The sequence below is a fragment of the Catellatospora coxensis genome (assembly GCF_016862635.1).
GTDB classification, from domain to species: Bacteria; Actinomycetota; Actinomycetes; order Mycobacteriales; family Micromonosporaceae; genus Catellatospora; species Catellatospora coxensis.
Map to the genome: position 1 here is coordinate 55,324 of NZ_BONI01000048.1, position 18,817 is coordinate 74,140.

The following is an 18,817-nucleotide window of genomic DNA, read 5'->3' on the forward strand; positions in this document are numbered from 1 at the left end:
GTCCTCAGATCGGTTCGACGCCGGTGGGCAGGCGCGACCAGGCGGATTCCTCGTGGACGTAGGCGAGCAGGACCTCGCGCAGGGCGCGGGCGGCGTGGGTGGGGGTGACGTCGCGGCGGTGGGCCAGGGCGACGGTGCGCTGCACGCCGGGCGGGGCCAGGGGAGTCGAGCGCAGGCGGGTGCGCCCGGACAGGACCAGCGACGGGACCAGGGCGACGCCGAGGCCGGCCTCGACGAAACCGAGCACGGCGTCCATCTCACCGCCCTCGATCGCGAACGTGGGCGTGAACCCGGCCCGGCGGCAGGCCTCCAGGGTCGTGTCGCGCAGGTCGTACCCGGGGCGGAACATGACCAGGGGCTGCCCGTCGAGTTCGGCCAGGCTCAGCGCGCCGGCCTCGGTCGGCGGGGGCAGCGTGGCCGCCGACGCGACGACGAGGCTCTCCCGCAGGATCGGCTCGGCCCGCAGCGCCGGGTCGGTGCCCTGGTCGGGCAGCACGATCAGGGCGAGGTCCAGGCCGCCGCGGGCGAGCTTGCCGACCAGGTCCTGCGAGCCGCCTTCTTCGAGCATGAGGCGTACGCCCGGGTAGCCCTCCTGGTATCGCCGCAGCACCGGGGCGACCAGGCTGGTGCACAGGCTGGGCGTGGCGCCCAGGCGCAACCGCCCGCGCCGCACCCCGATCAGCTCCTGGACCTCCAGCCGCGCCGTCTCGACGTCGGCGAGGATGCGCCGGGCCCGTGGCAGCAGCGCCTCCCCGGCCGGGGTGAGCATGATGTTGCCCCGCGAGCGGGTGAACAGCGGCGCGCCCAGCTCGGTCTCCAGCACGTGGATCTGCTTGCTCAGCGACGGCTGGGTCACCCCGGCCTGCTCGGCCGCCTGGGTGAAGTGCCTGGTGTCGGCGACCGCGACGAAGTACTTGAGCTGCTGCAGCTGCATGCTCATAGGCTAGGGCTATCGGAATCGCTTCGGCCATGCCCCCGGCTGCCGGAAAGGTCCGTTTGCGCAGGCAGTGAGGTTGGCCACGTGCTGAGGGATGTGTCACAGGGTGTCCAGTGGGTGGGACCACGTCCGCGCTGCTGAAGGTGATCTTTCAGCACGCGTTCAGGTGTGCAGGAGGTTTCCAGATAGTCACCGGCTATGGACACAGCGGCTCCCATGCATTGGACGCCTGATCCACTTCGTCCTAGCCTCCGAGGCGTGGCAGTAGCGAATCAGGCCCTCACCCGACCTGGACTTTTCCGTTCATCGGTCGGCCTCAAGGTCATCATGGCGATCTCGGGCACGGCCCTCGTGCTGTTCCTGATCTTGCACATGATCGGCAATCTCAAGATCTTCTTCGGCGCCGAGGCGTTCGACCACTACGCGCACTGGCTGCGCGAGATCGGCGCACCGCTGCTGCCGTACTCGGGCTTCCTGTGGATCCAGCGGGTCGGCCTGCTGATCGCGCTGGGCCTGCACATCTGGTCGGCGGCGGTGCTGACGATCCGCGCCCGCAAGGCCCGCCCGGTCAAGTACGCCCACCGCAAGCCGGTCCAGGGCAGCTACGCCGCACGCACCATGCGCTGGGGCGGGGTGATCGTCTTCTTCTTCGTGGTCTACCACATCCTGGACCTGACCACCCGGACGTTCAACCCGGTCGCCGACACCGCCCAGGCCAACGCCGCCGTCGTGCAGGGCTTCGCCCCCGAGCGCTGGTACGTCACCGCCTTCTACGTCCTGGCCGTGGTCACCCTCGGGTTCCACCTGCGCCACGGCATCTGGAGCGGGCTGCAGACCCTCGGCGTCAGCAACGCCCGCCGCGAGCGCGTCCTCAAGGGCACCGCGTTCGCCGTCGCCTTCGTCACCTGCGCGGGCTTCCTCGCCGTTCCGTTCGCCGTACTCACAGGGTTGGTGAAATGACCATGACGGACTACTACACCCTCGGTGACCCGGTCGCCGACACCAAGGCCCCCGACGGCCCGATCGAGACCCGCTGGGAGCGCCGCCGCTTCGGCGCGAAGCTGGTCAACCCGGCCAACAAGCGCAAGCTGACGGTCATCGTGGTCGGCACCGGCCTGGCCGGCGGCAGCGCCGCGGCGACCCTGGGCGAGCTGGGCTACCAGGTCAAGTCGTACTGCTACCAGGACTCCCCGCGCCGCGCGCACTCCATCGCGGCGCAGGGCGGCATCAACGCGGCCAAGAACTACCGCAACGACGGCGACTCGGTGCACCGGCTGTTCTACGACACCGTCAAGGGCGGCGACTTCCGCAGCCGCGAGTCCAACGTGCACCGCCTCGCGCAGATCTCCGTGCAGATCATCGACCAGTGCGTCGCCCAGGGCGTCCCGTTCGCCCGCGAGTACGGCGGCCTGCTCGACACCCGCTCCTTCGGCGGCGCGCAGGTCTCCCGCACCTTCTACGCCCGGGGCCAAACGGGCCAGCAGTTGCTGCTCGGCGCGTACCAGGCCCTGGAGCGCCAGATCGCGGCCGGCACCGTGCAGATGCACGACCGCCACGAGATGCTCGAACTGATCATCGTGGACGGCCGGGCCCGCGGCATCGTGGTCCGCGACCTGGTCACCGGCGAGATCAGCACCGAGTTCGCCGACGCGGTCGTGCTGGCCTCCGGCGGATACGGCAACGTGTTCTTCCTGTCCACCAACGCCAAGGGCTGCAACGTCACCGCCTCGTGGCGGGCGCACCGCAAGGGCGCGCTGTTCGCCAACCCGTGCTACACGCAGATCCACCCGACGTGTATCCCGGTCTCCGGCGACCACCAGTCCAAGCTGACCCTGATGTCGGAGTCGCTGCGCAACGACGGCCGGGTGTGGGTGCCCAAGGCCAAGGGCGACACCCGCGTGCCGGCCGACATCCCCGAGGACGAGCGCGACTACTACCTGGAGCGCATCTACCCGGCGTTCGGCAACCTGGTCCCGCGTGACATCGCCTCGCGGGCCGCGAAGAACGTCTGCGACGAGGGCCGTGGCGTGGGCCCCGGCGGGCTGGGCGTCTACCTGGACTTCGCCGCCGCGATCGGCCGACTCGGCCGTGACGCGGTGGAGGCCAAGTACGGCAACCTGTTCGAGATGTACCAGCGCATCACCGGCGAGGACCCGTACAGCACGCCGATGCGCATCTACCCGGCCGTGCACTACACCATGGGCGGCCTGTGGGTGGACTACGACCTGCAGTCGACGATCCCCGGCCTGTTCGTGATCGGCGAGGCGAACTTCTCCGACCACGGCGCCAACCGCCTGGGCGCGTCCGCGCTGATGCAGGGCCTGGCCGACGGCTACTTCGTGCTGCCGAACACCATCGGCGACTACCTGGCCGCGGGCCCGTTCCCGAAGCTGGACGGCGAGAACGCCGAGGTCGCCGAGGCGCGCAAGCTGGTCGAGGACCGCATCGAGAAGCTGCTGTCGATCAACGGTGACCGCACCGTCGACTCCTTCCACCGCGAGCTGGGCCGCATCATGTGGGAGTACTGCGGCATGGAGCGCACCGACGCGGGCCTGCGCAAGGCGATCAGCGAGATCCGCGAGCTGAAGGCCGAGTTCTGGCAGCGGGCCAAGGTGCCCGGCGACGGCGAGGGCCTCAACCAGTCCCTGGAGCGGGCCGGCCGGGTGGCCGACTTCTTCGAGCTGGCCGAGCTGATGTGCATCGACGCGCTGCACCGCGAGGAGTCCTGCGGCGGCCATTTCCGCGCCGAGAGCCAGACCGAGGAGGGCGAGGCGCAGCGCGACGACGACACGTTCAGCTACGTCGCGGCCTGGGAGTTCGGCGGCGACACGCCGGTCCTCCACAAGGAGGACCTGACCTTCGAGTACGTACACCCGAGCCAGCGGAGCTACAAGTGACCGAGAAGCTGATGAGCCTGAAGCTGCGCATCTGGCGGCAGGCCGACGCGCGGGACAAGGGCAGCATGGTGACGTACCAGCTGCAGAACGTCTCCCCGGACATGTCGTTCCTGGAGATGCTCGACGTGCTCAACGAGCGCCTCACGCTCGACGGCGAGGACCCGGTCGCCTTCGACCACGACTGCCGCGAGGGCATCTGCGGCATGTGCAGCCTGGTCATCAACGGCGTGCCGCACGGCCCGGAGAAGGCGACCACGACCTGCCAGCTGCACATGCGGCACTTCACCGACGGCGAGACGATCGACATCGAGCCGTGGCGGGCCGCCGCGTTCCCGGTCGTGAAGGACCTGGTCGTGGACCGCCGCGCCTTCGACAAGATCATCCAGGCGGGCGGGTACATCTCCGCGCCGACCGGCTCCGCGCCGGACGCGCACGCCACCCCGGTGCCCAAGGCCGACGCCGACCTCGCCTTCGAGGCCGCGACCTGCATCGGCTGCGGCGCGTGCGTTGCGGCGTGCCCGAACGGCTCCGGCATGCTGTTCACCGCCGCGAAGATCACCCACCTGGGCCTGCTGCCGCAGGGCCAGCCCGAGCGCGACACCCGCGTCATCGACATGATCAACGCGCACGACGAGGCCGGCTTCGGCGGCTGCACCAACACCGGCGAATGCACCTCGGTCTGCCCCAAGGGCATCCCCCTGGAGACCATCGCCCGCCTCAACAAGGACTACCGCCAGGCGCTGCGCGCCTCCAGCTGAGTCCCCGCCGTCCCCGCCGCAGACGGGGGCGGTCTGAACGGCCCGCAGCCGCCGAGTCGCCGAGACTCGGCGGCTGCGGGCCGCTCGCGTCCCGGCCGGGTTGCCGGCCCGGGTGATGATCGTGCAGACTCCGCCGGGTGAACCCGATCTCGGTCTGGCCCCGGCCCCAGCACCAGCTCACATCACGCAAGGCGACGGTGGCGCTGGTCGCCTTCTCCGCGGATCCGCTGACGCCGGACGCGCCGCTGGACGCCCGCCGGTTCGGCATGCCCGCGCACCCGTCGGTGCAGGGGCTCGACGTCCGTTCCCACGCCCGCGAAGACGACCCGGACTGGTTCGACAGCTGGCACACCGGTGCGCTGGCCGCCATCGCCGCACGCGACCTGCCCGATCCCGCCGCGCTGCGAGCCGCCCGGCACTGCCACATGGCGCAGCTCGAGGTCGACGATCCCGCCGACCTCGGTCACCTGCAGGTCGCCTGGGCGGTCGCCGGGTGGTTCGTCAGCCAGGGCTCGCTCGCGGTCCTGGACGCCCACGCCCACCGGTGGCACCCCGCAGCCGCCGTGGCGGCGCTGGCCCCGGACCGCCCGTTCGCGCTCGCCGCCGAGGCGGGAGTCATCGTCGAGACCGGCGAGGGACCCGGCCTGGCCGTGCACACCCGAGGCCTGGCCAAGTTCGCCCGCCCGGACCTGATCGGCATGCCCGAGCCCGGCCGGCGCGACCTGATGGCACAGGCGCTGTGGCGGCTGGCCCGGCTGTCCGCCGACGGCGCGGACATCCCGGTCGGCCAGCGTATGCGCTTCGACGAGCAGCATGCCTTCACCACGGTGGCCTACCAGCCCGACGTCAACGCGCCGCAGGTGAACCTGAACAACGACGGCCTGCTCATCGTCCCGGCGTGAGGCCCGCGCCCGCACGCCGCGCCGGGCCGCCTGATCCGGGTCACAGCACGTTCGGGACCAGCAGTTCCTCCAGCCAACCCGGCACGGCGGGTCCGTATTTCGCGAGCGCGTCGGCGTCCGCGCCGTCAAGGGAGCGCTGCCAGGACAGGGCGCGGCTGACCTTGGCGGTCTGGACCGCAGACTCGATCTCGGCGGCCAGTTCGGCACGGGTGCCGTAGCCGGTCCACGGCTCCAGGTACGCGTCGCGCAGCCGGGCCAGCACCGGATCGCCGGGCTTGAGGTCGTAGCGGTCCGCGGCGATCCGCAACGCGATCAGCAGCACGGCGAACGGGTGCGCCACCGACGCGTCACCCCAGTCGAAGAACCGGTACCCGTCACCGACCAGCACGTTCGCGTCGTGCAGGTCGTCGTGCTGCACCGTGACCGGCAGCGCGCTCGCCGCGACCCGCTCGCACAGCAGCCGGTACGCCGGCTCGTACGCCCGCAGTCGCGCCAGCTGCTCCGGGGGCAGTGCTCCGGCGACGGCCGGGTCGTCGAGCAGGGCCGCGAAGTGGCCGGGCAGCCGCGCCGCGGTCATGTCCGGCACGCCCAGCGCGATCATCTCGCCCGCGCGCGGTGCCAGGTCGCGTTGCAGCTCGGCGTGCCTGGCCAGCAGGTCCTCCCAGTGCGCCGGGTCGTCGGCGGCGACCTCGCGCAGCGTCCGTCCCCCGTCGGGCAGCAGCGACCAGCCGCGCTCGCCGTCGATCGCGATCGGTTCCAGGACCCGCCCCGGGGCCCAGCGGCCGAGCGCGTCGAGCAGCCGGGCCTCGTACGTCGAGCAGTGCCCGTTGGCCTTGAACCACACCACGGTGTCGCCGACGGGCACCTTCGCCAGCACCGACCACGGCCGCACCCGGGTCTGCTCGACCGGCCCGGCCGCCGTCAGCCCGGCCCCGGCGAGGGCGTCGTCGATCCAGGCCAGGGCCTGCGTCCAGTCGGGGGTCACCGTGTTGTCCATGCGGGGCAGGCTACCGGCGCGGTCGGCCGACCCGCGCCCGATTTCCGCTGGCACACCCCACTGCACGGAAAGGAAGGGCACCTTATACAACACATAGCGATGTGAAGGTGCCCTTCCTCTCCGTCGTGCGTCAGACGGCGACGATGAGCAGGGCCGAGACGAGCAGGGCGAGCAGGTGCAGGGCCTGGTCGGCGGCGTACATGCCGCAGACGGGGGTGGTCAGCTCGGCGAAGTTGGGGGAGCCGGTGGCGCGGAGCAGGGCCCGGACCGGCCAGCGGCGGTCCAGCAGCGCGTGGGTGGCCACGGAGAACGCCAGGCCCGCGGCGATGCCCCAGCCCGACAGCGGCAGCCGCAGCACCGCGGTGGTGCCGGCCAGCAGCACGGCCATGGTCACGTGGTATCCGGCCAGGTGCCCCGCCATCGCCGCCCAGCCCCGCCGGCCGGGTGCGGCCTTGCCCTCCGCCTGCCGGTCGGTCTGCGCGACGTGGTCGCCGAGCTGGTGCCCGACATACAGCACGAGGAGCACCACGGCGAAGGTGGCCGCGCGGGCCACCACCATCGGGTCGGCAACGGTGGACATGCCCTCCATGGTGGCTCGCGAAGGCGCGTCCTGCTGCGATCCAGCCGACAGTTTCGATGTGTGCTGCGCTACGGCGTGAGCGTGGAATGTGGCCTGGAACTCCTCCGGCGGGCTGGGTAGGGTGGCGGGTTCAGTTGACACCGACCACGGGGAGTCCACATGTCGTACGCCGCGCTCGTCCGGCCCGCGATCGACCGCGTCTACATCGGAATGCGCCAGGCCGCCCGCGACCGGCTCCGGGAGCTGGTCGCCCGGACCGGGCTGCAGCCGGGGTTCAACGGCAGCTTCTACTTCGGCCTGCTGGCCCGGCCGATGCCCGCCGAAGCGTTCGCGGCGGCGACCACCTACAGCGGCTCGGACATGACCGGGGAACTGGAGCAGGGCATCATGGCCGTCGACGACGCCGGCACCTGGTCGCTGACCGAGCCGGGCCGGGTCCTCACGCTGGAGCTGCAGCAGGTGATAGCCGACGCCGCCCAGGAGCGGTGGGGCCAGACCTACGGCGGCGCGCTGCCGGGCGAGGCGGTGCTCCCGCGACTGGCGGAGCTGCTCGCTGTGCTGCTCAAGGCTGGTGAGGCCACCGGCGGTCCGGCGTTCCGGGCCGCGACGCCGGTGTACGAGCCGGCCGGTGCGTCGTACGCGCTGCAGGTCAGCACCCGGATGGGGGCGCTGCGCCACCACCGCGGCGACGCGCACCGGGCCGCCTGGGCCGCTGCCGGGCTGACCCTGGAGCAGCTGCGTGCCCTGTCACCCGGCGACCCGCTGCGGGCGTCGATCGAGCTGGACACGAACCGCCGCGACGAGCCCGTCTACGACGCCCTGACCGAGGCCGAACGCTGGGAGCTGCTCGGCCTGCTGGCCGCCCTGCCGAACTGAACCGGCGGGCCCGGGCCGCTTCCCCTGCGGCCCGGGCCCACCGCGCCCTACAGGCCCAGACTCTCCAGCACCGTCGCGCCGGGCAGGCCGGCCAGCACCTTGCCCGGCACGATGATCTTCCCGCGCCGGTTGCCGGACCCGATCACCACGTACGCCGCGTCCGCCACGGCGGCGTCCACCAGCACCGGCCAGCCGTCGGGCAGGCCGATCGGGGTGATGCCGCCGTACTGCATCCCGGTCAGCGACACGGCCTCGTCCATCGGAGCGAACGACGCCTTACGCGCCCCGAGGTGCTTGCGGACCAGGCCGTTGACGTCGGCGCGGGTGCTGGCCAGCACCATGCACGCGGCGTAGGTCACGTCCTGGCCGCGCTTGGCGGCCACCACCACACAGTTGGCGGACAGCTCCGGGGCGACGTCGTACGCCTGCCCGAAGTTGCCGGTGTCGGCCAGCTCCGGGTCGGTGTCGACGACCAGCACCGACTCGACCGGCTCGGCGCCGGTCCAGCCGGCCAGGGCCTCGGCCACCGGCGCGGCGACGAGGTCGGCGCGGTCCACGGCGGGCCAGGCCGCCTCGAAGTTCCCGATCGGTGCAGCAGACATGCGACCGATGCTACCCAGCGAGCGGATAGGCTCGGCGTTGCCATGGAGGGGTGTCTGTTCTGCGAGATCGCGGCCGGGGCGCGGCCGGCCTGGCTGGTGCACGCCGACGACACGGTCGTGGCGTTCCTCGACACCCGGCCGGTGTTCCCGGGGCACGTGCTGGTCGTCCCGCGCGAGCACGTGCCGACCCTGCACGACCTGCCCGCCGACGCCGTCGGCGGCTACTTCCAGCAGGTGCAGCGCATCGCCGGGGCGGTCGAGTCGGCGATGTCGGCCCAGGGCACCTTCGTCGCCCTCAACAACAAGATCAGCCAGAGTGTGCCGCACCTGCACACCCACGTCGTGCCGCGCCGCAAGGGCGACGGCCTGCGCGGCTTCTTCTGGCCCCGCACCAAGTACGCCGACGACGCGCAGGCCCGCGAGCACGCCGACGCGATCGCGGCCGTGCTCGCCACCTGAGCCCGTCGGACGGCGAAGGGACCGCCGGCCCCTCCGCCGTGCCGGCCGGTCAGGCGGGAACGGTCTCGCGCAGGAAGCCCAGCAGCACCGGGTTCAGCTCGTCCGGCCGCTCCATGCTCGGCAGGTGCCCGGCCCAGTCCAGGTGCAGGTGACGCGACCCGGCCAGCTCCTCGGACAGCCGTACGGCGATGGCGTGGAAGTCGGCGAAGTCGTGCTCGCCGGACACCAGCAGCGCCGGGGCGGTGATCGCGGACAGGTCCACGTCGTGCTTGATCGAGCCGTACTCCTGCTCCTGCGGTGCGAGCTGCACCTCGAACGCGTGCCGCTGCATCCGGCGCACCAGGTCGCGGGTCGCGTCGTCGGCGTGCGGGCCGACCCACGCCGTGACGTTGAGCTCCGTCGCACCGGCGACGTCGCCCGCTTCGAGCAGCGCGTCCTCCTGGTCGCCGAACGCGCGCAGGCGCTCGCCGGGCTCGTGGTCGGCGACCGCGGTGCACAGCAGCGCCAGCGCGGTCGTGCGCTGCGGGAAGCGGGCCGCGAACTCCAGCGCGATGCGGCCGCCGCCGGACGCGCCGATCAGCGCGGCCTGCTCGGCGCCCAGCTCGTCGAGCAGGCCGGCGACGTCGTCGGCGTTGTTGTAGGGCCGGTCGGGCATCGGGCTGTCGCCGAAGCCGCGCAGGTCGCAGCGCACGACGCGGTAGCCCGCGCCGGTCAGGGCCGGCAGCTGCGGGTCCCACATGCGCCGGTCGCAGACCGTGGAGTGGAGCAGGACGATCGTCGGGCCGTCACCGGCCACGTCATGTGAAAGTGTCATCGCGGGCCAGGCTAGTGAGCAGCGCTCGGCCGCGCCTCCGAATTCACCCCGCTGGTGATCTTGTTCACCGGGCGGACTGGAACACCGCCGTCGTCGTGGCCAGCAGGTACACGAACAGCAGCACCACGGCCAGCATCGCGGCCCGGATGGCCAGCATCCACGCCTTGCGGGCGGTCTTCACCCCGGCCTTGGCCTTGGGCACACCGGCGACGGCGGACTTGTACCCGGCGCCCGCCTGCTGCATCTTCAGCCACCGCCGGCCGACCAGGATCCCCAGCAGCACTCCGATAATGCCGATCATCAGCGCGTCCCCGGACATGCACAGAAAATAACGGCTCGATCGACTTAGTGCGATACCTCATTCATCCATAATGTCCGCCCGCTCCGGGCGCTCAATGCGGGTACACCCGCGGGATCCGGGTGTCGGTCTCGGCGCGGAACGCCTCGATCGCGGCGCTGACCTGCCGCATCAGGTGCGTGCCCTCGATCCGGTCGAGCAGCAGGTTGCGTTCGGCCAGCCCGGCCAGGTCGACGGTGAAGTACACCGCCATCAGCGGGTTGACGAACAGCCGGCTGCCGCCGGTGCGGCGGGTGAACTGCACGTCGCCGTGCAGGCCCTGCAGCGCCGCGGCGATCTGCCCGTTGACGATGCTCGGCCAGCCCGGCGTCAGCGCCCGGGCGTGCACGACCGCCTCCACGTACGCCCGCGCCTGCGGCGAGCCGCCCGGGATCGACAGCGCGCCCAGGTACGCCCCGGCCTGGTCGAGCTCGGCGAGGTTCTCCAGCACCTGCACGTGGTTGACGCCGTGGTAGGCGTCGATGCCGAACCCGAGGCAGCAGACCAGCCGGACGCCCACGTCCAGCCCGGCGACCGCGGCGAGGCTGGTCATGTCCTCCTCGGGGGTGCCCAGCCCGGTCTCGTCGCCGCGCATCAGGATGTCGGTGCCGCCGTCGACCAGCACGATCGCGTCGGGCCGCAGCCGGTCCACCAGCGCCCGGTACGCCGCCCGCAGCGGCTGCACGCCCACCTTCGGGAAGGCGTACACCGTCGACGGCAGCCCGTTGACCTCCAGCCACAAGGCGAGGGTCCGCTCGGGGAAGTAGCCGTCCAGGCCCTTGGTCAGCGGGCCGACCGCGGCCAGGTCCGGTTCCAGCCACACGTCGGCGTCCAGGGCGTGCAGGTCCGCGAACGACAGGTTCGCCAGGTGCACCTGTACGCCGTCGGCGTGCAGTTGCAGGGCCAGCGGCAGGCCCGCGTACACGTCGAAGCCGCCCCCGGCGCCGGCGATCAGGACACGCTCGCATCCGGCCAGGGCCTCGAACAGCCCCGGCGTGCGCAGCGACGCCATCACACGGGATCGGCGGGGAAGAACCGCCCGGCCAGCGTCAGGTATTCGTTGGACTCCAGGAACCTGGCGAGCACGAACCCGGTCGCCGGGGTGAACGCCCGCCCGCTGAGCACGTCCTCGCCCGCCACGAACTCGGCCAGCACCCCCGGCTGCGCCACGATGTCCGGATTCCACGCCGGGGTGCCCGCGGCGAAGAAGAACACGTCGGTACGGGTGCCCGGCAGGAACCCGTGCCAGAACAGCTCCGGGTCGCCGTCGACCGGCAGGCCGGTCTGCTCGGCGACGTGCCGCTTGGCGGCGTTGACCGGGCTCTCCCCGGGCCGAATCGCGCCCCCGGGCAGGGCCCACCGGTTCGCCCGCACCGCGGACTGCTCGTCGCGCATCCGCAGCAGCACGGCGCCGGTCCGGCCCACCAGAGCGGTCAGCACGATACGGGTGGTCATGAGGCGAGCCTACTTCGCATCGTCACGCCCGCGCTGTCCCGTGGCGGCGGCTGTCGGACCGGCGGCATACTCTGGCCCAATGGCCGAACCGAAGACGACGAAGAACGACGGCGACGTCGAGGAGTTCCTGGCCGGGGTGGCCGACGCCCGCCGCCGCGCCGACGCACAGGCGGTCTGCGAGCTGATGGAGGATGTCACCGGCCAGCCGCCGGCCATGTGGGGCAGCGCCATCGTCGGCTTCGGGCAGTACCGCTACGTCTACGCCTCCGGCAAGCAGGGCGACTGGCCCGCGGTCGGCTTCTCCCCGCGCAAGCAGGCCCTGGTCCTGTACGTAGCCGAGGGCTTCGACGTGCACGGCGACCTGCTGGCCCGGCTCGGCCCGGTCACCGTCAGCAAAGCCTGCGTGTATGTCAAGAAGCTCGCCGACGTCGACACCGCCGCCCTGCGTGAGCTTGTCGCCGCCGCGTTCGCCCAGGTCCACGGGAAGACGATCACCAGCTGACCGGCCGTACCGACGCCGGACCGCCCCGGCCGGTCACCTACGGCGTGTTTCATAAGTGATCGGCGGTGTCGTTCGCTGCGTGTCTCCCGTCGAGCTGTGTGGGCTCGCCGGTGCTGGGGTGTTTGTCGGTGGGGTGTGGCAGGGTGTGCTGCCGTGGCCCGTTTCACCACGTTCCGGTTCTGTCTTGACCCGACGGTCGAGCAAGAGATCGTACTGCGTCGGCATGCGGGTGCGGCCCGGTTCGGCTACAACCAGTGCCTTCGGCTGGTCAAGCAGGCCCTGGACGGCAAGCGTCGTGGAACGGTCGGGAAGGTGCCGTGGTCGGGCTTCGACCTGATCAACGCGTTCAACACTTGGAAGCGCACGGCCGCGGCGGGCCGGGTGCTGGTGGCCGCCGCCGACGGCACCACCATGGTCCAGACCACCGGTCTGGCATGGCGGGCCGAGGTGTGCCAGCAGGTGTTCGAGGAGGCTGCGGTCGATCTGGGCCGTGGGCTGGCCGCGTACATGGCATCGCGCAACGGCGAACGTGAAGGTCGCCGGGTCGGGTTCCCCAGGTTCAAGTCGAAGAAACGTGCGCAATTGTCGTTCCGGATCCGCAGCAGGACCTCTACCACGGGCCGGGCGGGTATCCGTGTCGGTGGGCTTGCGCCGCGGACGGTGACCCTGCCCGGTATCGGCACTCTGGCGGTGCGGGAGGACACCCGACGGCTGCGGCGGATGCTGGCCAAGGGCAGGGCCAAGGTCCTGTCGGCGACCGTCAGCCACCGGGCCGGCCGCTGGTCGGTGTCACTGACCTGCGAAGCCGCCGACCTGCACGACGCCGCCCGCCACCAGCCCGACAGCGGCACCGGCTGGGTGGGCGTCGACCGCGGGCTGGCCGCGTTCGTCGTGGCCGCCCGCGCCGACGGCACCGAAGTCGCCCGAGTAGACGACTGGCCGCGGCCCTCACGAGCAGGCATGGCGCGGCAGCGTCGCCTGGCCCGCGCCGTCACCCGCAAACCGCCCGGCTCCCGCAACCGCGCCAAAGCAGCAGCCCGGCTCGGCCGCCACCACGCCCGCACCGCCGCCATCCGCAGGCGTTTCCTGCACAAGGTCTCCAACAAGCTGGTCAAGACCCACGACCGGCTAGCCATCGAGACCCTCACCATCACCGGCATGCTCACCAACCGGCGCCTGGCCGCAGCCGTCGCCGACGCCGCCTGGGGCGAACTGGCCCGCCAACTCACGTACAAGCAGCAGTGGCGCGGCGGGCAGCTCACCCCGGTCGACCGCTGGTACCCGTCGACCAAGACCTGCGCCCCGTGCCGGACCGTGGCCCCGGCCATGCCCCTGGACCAGCGCACGTTCACCTGCGGCGCGTGCGGGTACCGGGCAGACCGGGACCTCAACGCCGCGGTCAACCTCGCCATCTGGGCCGAGCCGCACCACGCCCAGATCCGGGACCTCCACGCAGGGGGCCCGGTCACCAAAGCCCGCCGAGGGGAAGGCTCTGGCCCGCGCACCCGCGCGAGCGAAACCGGCCCCGATGACGCGGGAACCGCACCCACCCCACCCCGGGTGAGGAACGGACGCCCGAGAAGGGCGCTGTCTCACAACTCCACCGAGTTATGAAACAGGCCGTAGAGTGAGCCGGTGCTGATCCTGCTGCCGCCCTCGGAGGGCAAGGCCGACACCGGCTCCGGCAAGCCGCTCGACCTGGCACGGCTGTCCCTGCCCGCCCTGCACCCCGCCCGCGAGCAGGCCCTCGACGCGCTGATCGCGCTGTGCGCCGGCGACGCGGACACGGCCGCGGACGCCCTCGGCCTCAGCCCCGGCCTGCGCGGCGAGATCACCCGCAACACGCGACTGCGCACCGCGAAGGCACTGCCCGCGGGCAGCCTGTACACCGGCGTGCTCTACGACAACCTGGGCCTGGCCGACCTCCCCGTCCCCGCCAAGACCCGCGCCAGGCGCACGCTGCTGATCTTCTCCGGGCTGTGGGGCGCGCTGCGCGTCGACGACCGCGTCCCGCCGTACCGCTGCTCGATGGGCGTCCGCCTGCCCGGCGTCGGCCTGCTCAGCACCCACTGGCGCGCCGCGATGGCCCAGGCCCTGCCCGAAGCCGCGGGCACCGGCCTGGTCCTGGACCTGCGCTCGTCGATGTACACCCCCGCGTGGACGCCCCGCGGCGACGTCGCCGCCCGCACCGCGACGGTACGCGTCCTGCACGAGCGCAACGGCGCCCGCACCGTGGTCAGCCACTTCAACAAGGCCACCAAGGGCCGCCTCGTACGCGACCTGCTCCTCGACGGCGGCACCCCGCGCACCCCCGCCGAACTCGCCATCGCCCTGCGCGACCTCAAACACACCGTCGAAGAGCAGCCACCGGCCAAGCCCGGCCGCCCCTGGCAGCTCGACATCGTCGTCACCGAGCTTTGAACTAAATCCTTTGTGCCGGGCGGACACCACCGCCTACCGTATGCGCACACCACCCGGACAGGACAGGAGGACGGCGATGCGAGCCCAGCACGATCAGCGATGGTCCCCGTCCCGCCGTGCCGTGACCCGCTCGTGGTCCACGGCCGACACCGACGATCCGACCCCGGGTGACCGGCGCGCCTGAGCGCCACGCGAACGGCCGACGCCGCCCGCGCCCCGGACCACCGGGCACGGGCGGTTCTTTCATCTCCACGCATGCGGGTGTAGCTCAACGGTCAGAGCACCGGCCTCCAAATCCGAAGGTTGCGGGTTCGAATCCTGCCGCCCGTGCGACACAACTTCATATGCCGGTGTGGCTCAGTGGTGAGAGCACCCGCCTGTCGAGCGGGGGGTCGCGGGTTCGAATCCCGTCACCGGCGCAGCGCACGGTTTAGCGCCGGGAAAAGGGGTATCTCCTCCTGCGAAGGAGGAACCTCGATGGACACCGGACAGATCATCATCTTGCTGGTCGTGCTCGCCGCCGTCGCGGCCGCCGCGTACGTCGCCTGGACGGTGCTGCGCCGCCAGTCGCTGCGCCGCCGTTTCGGCCCCGAGTACGACCGCGCCGTCGCCGAGCACGACACCAGGACCGACGCCGAGCGCGACCTGCGCGACCGCGAGCGCCGCCACGCCGAGCTGGAACTGCGCGAACTCACCCCGCAGGACCACGCCCGGTTCGTGGTGCGCTGGCACGCGCTGCAGTCGCACTTCATCGACGCCCCGGCCGACGCGGTGGGGGAGGCCGACGTGCTGGTCCGCGACCTGATCACGGCCCGCGGCTACCCGGCCGACGACGACGAGGAGCAGCTCGCCCAGCTGTCCGTCGACCACGCCGCGACGCTCGCCTCGTACCGCGAGGCCAAGGAGATCGCCGACCGCAACAGCCGCGGCGAAGCCGGCACCGAGGACCTGCGCGTCGCGGTGGTCCGCTACCGCGAACTGGTCGCGCAGCTGCTGGGCGAGGACCCGGCGCCCGCAGACCCCGCCCCCGCCGCGCAGCGTGACACCGCCGCGGCGGCCACCCCCCGCCGTGACGAGGAGGTCCACGCATGACCTACGACACCCGAGCCCAGTTCAGCCACGGTCTCGTCGACGCCGACGACGACAGCCGTCCGCGGCACGACGGCGTGCCGCACCAGGACCGCGCCGACGACGTCGTCGACGGCGAACTCGTGGAGACCGAGCCGGAGCACCGCCACGACCAGGACGGCGTCGTACACGCCGACCGCGGCGGCGAGCCTGTCGAGCCGGTGGACCTCGACGGCTTCGGCGGCACCACCGAGGGCGGCCGCACCGTCGCCACCCCCGACGACGAGGAGACTCCCGCGCTGGAGGACGTCGCCGACACCGAGCCCGCCGCCACCGACGACCCGGCCCACCCCGAGGCCCACATCGGCGAGGACCCGGACGAGCGTGCCGACCCGGTCGTCCGCGCCGACGAGGTGCAGGACGAGACCGTCGCGCAGGCCGTGGCGGCCGACGAGCCGGTCGACGCGGAGACCCGGACGCTCGACGACCTCGCGGACGTGGACGTGCCGGCCGACGATGCCCTCGCCGACCGTCCCCTCGGCGACGACGACGTCGTTGCCCGGGACGACACCCCCGACGACGAGCCCACCCCGGCGGATCAGGCGGTGGAGGACCTGACCACGCCCGGCGCGACCGTCGACGAGGCCGCCGCCGCGGAACTGACCGGTGCCGACGACGAGTCGGACCAGCCCACGGCTGCCGATGCAGACTCGGCCGACGAGGTGACGGTCGTGGGCGGCCCGGATGCGGTGGACCCGCCCGCGGCCGAGCCCGCCGAGGTCGGCGCACTGGTCGCCGCGGCGTCGCTGTGGCCCGCCGCGGCCGCCGAGGACCTGCGTACCCGGTGGCAGGCCGCGCAGCTGCGGTTCGTCGACGACCCGCCCGCGGTGGCGGCGGAGCTTCGCGACCTGGTCGGCGAGGCGGTACGCACGCTGCAGGAGTCGCTGGCCGACCGGCAGCGCGAGCTGGACGGCGCGTTCGCCGACGCGGGCGCGGACACCGAGCAGCTGCGGCTGGCCGTGCAGCGCTACCGCGACTTCCACCAGCAGTTGCTGGAACGGTAGGACTCCCGGCGGCTGCCTCCTACCTGCCACGCATCGGCCGCCGCCGGGCACGCATCGCGGGACGTCCCACCTCGGGGGACGTCCCGCGATTCGCCGTCACGGCATCGGGCTGACCGTCTTGCCGTCGACCTCGACCTTGCCGGAGCAACCGGTGACCAGCGGCGCGGCACGCAGGTACAGCTCGTACCGGTCGGCGCTGTACCGCACCGGGAAGTTCTCCTTCGCCCAGGCCCTGACCTCGGGATGCTTGCCGATCCGGCGCGGCCGTGCGAACAGCACCCCGTCGGCCGCCGTCGCCGCCGCGGTGATCTCGGCGTCGGTCAGCCAGCCGGAGTCGATGCGCACGTGGGAGGTGTCCACCAGCCACGGCGGTGTACGCAGCCCCGCGCGGGCCAGCATCGCCTGGTCGTCGGACACGAGCACGACGTCACGCGGCAGCGCCCGCAGGCACGCCTCCACCGACGTGTCGGCGAGCACCGGCGCCACCGTGCTGTGCGTCGTGTACCAGGCCCCCGCCGCGACCGCGAGCACCACGGCCATCGCCCCGGCCCACCGCCGCCGCGGCCCCGTCAGCCGTTGCACCGCCCGCCGGGCCACGGCCCACAGCGCCGCCACCCCCAGCACGATCAACGCCCCCGCCGGCGCCACGAACAGCAGCACGTGGTGCTTGAACACGGGATGGTGCAGGTACCCGTACGGCACGATCGCCGCCGCCCACACCGCGATCGCCGCGACGTCGGCCCGCCCACCGGCCCGCCCCGGCAGGCCCAGCGCGAGCAGCCCGCACACACCCGCGGTGATGAAGTACGGCAGCCCCCAGTCCCCGGTGTTGTCGATCATCCCGATGACGTCGGGGGTGCTCGCCGACTCCGCCGCTCGCAGATGGAACGCGAACACCTGGTCCCAGGCGGCCCGCCCCGGCCGGATCACCAGCAGTGCCGCCCCCGCGGCCACCGCGAACCCGCCGAGCAGCGAGCCGGCCGCCGCCGCGGTGCGCCGCACCCACGCCCACCACCCGGACCCGCCCGCCGCGGCGGTGGTCAGCAGCACCAGCGCGAGTGACGGCACGACCACCACCACGATCAGCTTCACCAGCGCGGCCAGGCACAGTGCCGCTCCCGATCCGGCCCACCACCACCAGCGTCCCGGCCGCCCCGCGGTACGGGCCCGCAGTGCCAGGCACAGCGCGACCCCGCCCAGCGCCGCGGCGGGCAGATCCGCGCCGAACTGGAAGCTGTACCGCTGCACCAGCGGGAAGGCGACCACTGCCAGCGCCGCGAGCATCCCGGCCCGCGGCCCGCGCAGCAGGGCCGCCATCCCGGCCGCGCTCGCCGCGAGCAGCACCGCGAACCCGGTCATCAGCATCCGGGCGGCGGTCTCCCCGTCGACGGCGCCCAGCAGCGCGAACGGCTGGGCGACCAGCCACGGGAACAGCGGCGGCTGCGCGTGGAACACCTCGGTGTAGGGCCGTGCGCCGTCGGCGATGGCCAGCGCGGTCTGCCAGTACACCCCGTCGTCGTAGTCGAGCACCTGGGCGCGGCTGGTGGCGGCCCGGTAGGCGAACGTCCACGCCGCGGCAGCGGCGACCGCCGCCCACAGCAGTGCGTCGCGTACCAGCGCGGCACGTGAGGTGACGGTGGCAGCAGTCATCGTCGTTTCCGTCCAGAGGGTCGGGCAGCAGAGGGCCGCGCCATGTCAGCGCGTGGCCGAGGCCCGCAGAAGCTAACACCGCGAATAGCGACCTTGCGGTATCAAAAGCCTGTGTCGTGCATATCGGGCACATCGAGCGGTGGCGTGAACCGGCGCGCTGATCCCCGTCCGGCCGACGTCGCGGCAGCTCGGCGGCGGGTACGCCAAGGATTGACGTCAACCGGAGTTGACACGAGACGCGCTGTCAACCTACATTGACAGCATGAGCGACGCGACAAAACTCGCCGCCGCAGCCGGCAGCACCGACCCCGGCATCGGCCTACGAGCGGTGCTCGCCCTGCGCCGACTCCTGGAAACCCTCGAGACGCTGCAGGTCGGCAACGCCCGCAAAGCAGGCTGGTCCTGGCAGGAGATCGCCGACGCCCTCGAAGTCAGCCGACAGGCCGTACACAAGAAACACGCCGGCCGCTGGCCCGGACCGGACCGACGGGAGAAGTG

21 protein-coding genes and 2 tRNA genes are annotated in these 18,817 nt (G+C 72.5%); 14 read left to right on the forward strand and 9 right to left on the reverse strand.

What is annotated here, in order from left to right; translation table 11 throughout:
* Positions 1-4: 4 nt before the first annotated feature.
* Entirely contained in the window at positions 5-940 is a 936-nt protein-coding gene (locus Cco03nite_RS25965; protein WP_203694822.1) for a LysR family transcriptional regulator, read from the reverse strand.
* Between the two features lie 324 nt (positions 941-1,264).
* Here Cco03nite_RS25965 and Cco03nite_RS25970 point away from each other — a divergent pair, with 324 nt between their 5' ends.
* The 4 genes from Cco03nite_RS25970 (at position 1,265) to Cco03nite_RS25985 (ending at position 5,494) form a co-directional block, all read left to right on the forward strand.
* On the forward strand, positions 1,265-1,897 hold the full coding sequence (locus Cco03nite_RS25970; protein ID WP_239167671.1) for a succinate dehydrogenase cytochrome b subunit: 633 nt from the start codon (positions 1,265-1,267) through the stop codon (positions 1,895-1,897).
* On the forward strand, positions 1,894-3,834 hold the full coding sequence (locus tag Cco03nite_RS25975) for a fumarate reductase/succinate dehydrogenase flavoprotein subunit (protein ID WP_203694824.1): 1,941 nt from the start codon (positions 1,894-1,896) through the stop codon (positions 3,832-3,834). The genes Cco03nite_RS25970 and Cco03nite_RS25975 overlap by 4 nt, the downstream gene beginning before the upstream one ends.
* 11 nt (positions 3,835-3,845) lie before the next feature.
* The gene (locus Cco03nite_RS25980; RefSeq protein WP_203694848.1) at positions 3,846-4,592 is read left to right on the forward strand and encodes a succinate dehydrogenase/fumarate reductase iron-sulfur subunit; all 747 of its coding nucleotides are present in this window, start codon (positions 3,846-3,848) and stop codon (positions 4,590-4,592) included.
* Positions 4,593-4,729: 137 nt separating this feature from the next.
* Positions 4,730-5,494, forward strand: a complete 765-nt coding sequence (locus Cco03nite_RS25985) for a hypothetical protein (protein ID WP_203694825.1) — start codon at positions 4,730-4,732, stop codon at positions 5,492-5,494.
* A 40-nt stretch (positions 5,495-5,534) separates the two neighbouring features.
* Here the strand turns inward: Cco03nite_RS25985 and Cco03nite_RS25990 are convergent, their stop codons facing one another.
* Positions 5,535-6,491, reverse strand: coding sequence for a phosphotransferase (locus Cco03nite_RS25990; RefSeq protein WP_203694826.1), 957 nt, complete (start codon positions 6,489-6,491; stop codon positions 5,535-5,537).
* Positions 6,492-6,621: 130 nt separating this feature from the next.
* The gene (locus Cco03nite_RS25995) at positions 6,622-7,071 is read right to left on the reverse strand and encodes a DUF3307 domain-containing protein (protein ID WP_239167665.1); all 450 of its coding nucleotides are present in this window, start codon (positions 7,069-7,071) and stop codon (positions 6,622-6,624) included.
* Between the two features lie 159 nt (positions 7,072-7,230).
* Between Cco03nite_RS25995 and Cco03nite_RS26000 the strand changes: the two genes are divergently transcribed.
* A complete protein-coding gene (locus Cco03nite_RS26000; protein WP_203694827.1) occupies positions 7,231-7,947 on the forward strand; it encodes a hypothetical protein in 717 nt (238 codons plus the stop codon).
* 47 nt (positions 7,948-7,994) lie between these two features.
* Here the strand turns inward: Cco03nite_RS26000 and Cco03nite_RS26005 are convergent, their stop codons facing one another.
* Positions 7,995-8,549 carry a YbaK/EbsC family protein gene (locus tag Cco03nite_RS26005; RefSeq protein ID WP_203694828.1) on the reverse strand — a complete coding sequence of 185 codons (555 nt, stop codon included), beginning with the start codon at positions 8,547-8,549 and terminating at the stop codon, positions 7,995-7,997.
* A 42-nt stretch (positions 8,550-8,591) separates the two neighbouring features.
* On the opposite strand from Cco03nite_RS26005, the gene Cco03nite_RS26010 reads away from it, so the two are divergent.
* The gene (locus Cco03nite_RS26010; protein WP_203694829.1) at positions 8,592-9,008 is read left to right on the forward strand and encodes an HIT family protein; all 417 of its coding nucleotides are present in this window, start codon (positions 8,592-8,594) and stop codon (positions 9,006-9,008) included.
* Between the two features lie 49 nt (positions 9,009-9,057).
* Here Cco03nite_RS26010 and Cco03nite_RS26015 read toward each other — a convergent pair whose 3' ends face one another.
* The 4 genes from Cco03nite_RS26015 to Cco03nite_RS26030 all read right to left on the reverse strand — a co-directional run bounded on the left by Cco03nite_RS26015 (position 9,058) and on the right by Cco03nite_RS26030 (position 11,614).
* Positions 9,058-9,822 carry an alpha/beta fold hydrolase gene (locus Cco03nite_RS26015; RefSeq protein WP_203694830.1) on the reverse strand — a complete coding sequence of 255 codons (765 nt, stop codon included), beginning with the start codon at positions 9,820-9,822 and terminating at the stop codon, positions 9,058-9,060.
* Between the two features lie 64 nt (positions 9,823-9,886).
* A complete protein-coding gene (locus Cco03nite_RS26020) occupies positions 9,887-10,141 on the reverse strand; it encodes a hypothetical protein (RefSeq protein ID WP_203694831.1) in 255 nt (84 codons plus the stop codon).
* A 73-nt stretch (positions 10,142-10,214) separates the two neighbouring features.
* On the reverse strand, positions 10,215-11,171 hold the full coding sequence (locus tag Cco03nite_RS26025; RefSeq protein WP_203694832.1) for a DUF1152 domain-containing protein: 957 nt from the start codon (positions 11,169-11,171) through the stop codon (positions 10,215-10,217).
* On the reverse strand, positions 11,171-11,614 hold the full coding sequence (locus Cco03nite_RS26030; protein ID WP_203694833.1) for an NUDIX hydrolase: 444 nt from the start codon (positions 11,612-11,614) through the stop codon (positions 11,171-11,173). The genes Cco03nite_RS26025 and Cco03nite_RS26030 overlap by 1 nt, the downstream gene beginning before the upstream one ends.
* A gap of 79 nt (positions 11,615-11,693) precedes the next feature.
* Between Cco03nite_RS26030 and Cco03nite_RS26035 the strand changes: the two genes are divergently transcribed.
* The 7 genes from Cco03nite_RS26035 (at position 11,694) to Cco03nite_RS26065 (ending at position 16,669) form a co-directional block, all read left to right on the forward strand.
* Positions 11,694-12,116 carry a DUF1801 domain-containing protein gene (locus tag Cco03nite_RS26035; protein WP_203694834.1) on the forward strand — a complete coding sequence of 141 codons (423 nt, stop codon included), beginning with the start codon at positions 11,694-11,696 and terminating at the stop codon, positions 12,114-12,116.
* Between the two features lie 153 nt (positions 12,117-12,269).
* A complete protein-coding gene (locus Cco03nite_RS26040; RefSeq protein WP_203694835.1) occupies positions 12,270-13,730 on the forward strand; it encodes an RNA-guided endonuclease TnpB family protein in 1,461 nt (486 codons plus the stop codon).
* Positions 13,731-13,751: 21 nt separating this feature from the next.
* Positions 13,752-14,537, forward strand: coding sequence for a peroxide stress protein YaaA (gene yaaA / locus Cco03nite_RS26045; protein WP_203694836.1), 786 nt, complete (start codon positions 13,752-13,754; stop codon positions 14,535-14,537).
* A gap of 257 nt (positions 14,538-14,794) precedes the next feature.
* Positions 14,795-14,867: transfer RNA gene (locus tag Cco03nite_RS26050), tRNA-Trp, on the forward strand.
* Positions 14,868-14,883: 16 nt separating this feature from the next.
* Positions 14,884-14,956 (forward strand) — tRNA-Asp (locus Cco03nite_RS26055).
* Positions 14,957-15,014: 58 nt separating this feature from the next.
* The gene (locus Cco03nite_RS26060) at positions 15,015-15,629 is read left to right on the forward strand and encodes a hypothetical protein (RefSeq protein ID WP_203694837.1); all 615 of its coding nucleotides are present in this window, start codon (positions 15,015-15,017) and stop codon (positions 15,627-15,629) included.
* Positions 15,626-16,669 (forward strand): hypothetical protein, encoded by a 1,044-nt coding sequence (locus tag Cco03nite_RS26065; protein WP_203694838.1) that lies wholly within the window; start codon positions 15,626-15,628, stop codon positions 16,667-16,669. Before Cco03nite_RS26060 ends, Cco03nite_RS26065 begins: the two co-directional genes overlap by 4 nt.
* Positions 16,670-16,765: 96 nt before the next feature.
* Here Cco03nite_RS26065 and Cco03nite_RS26070 read toward each other — a convergent pair whose 3' ends face one another.
* Entirely contained in the window at positions 16,766-18,319 is a 1,554-nt protein-coding gene (locus Cco03nite_RS26070) for an ArnT family glycosyltransferase (protein WP_203694839.1), read from the reverse strand.
* A 262-nt stretch (positions 18,320-18,581) separates the two neighbouring features.
* On the opposite strand from Cco03nite_RS26070, the gene Cco03nite_RS26075 reads away from it, so the two are divergent.
* Positions 18,582-18,817 (forward strand): HTH domain-containing protein (locus Cco03nite_RS26075; protein ID WP_203694840.1); only part of this gene is annotated, 236 nt, incomplete at its 3' end.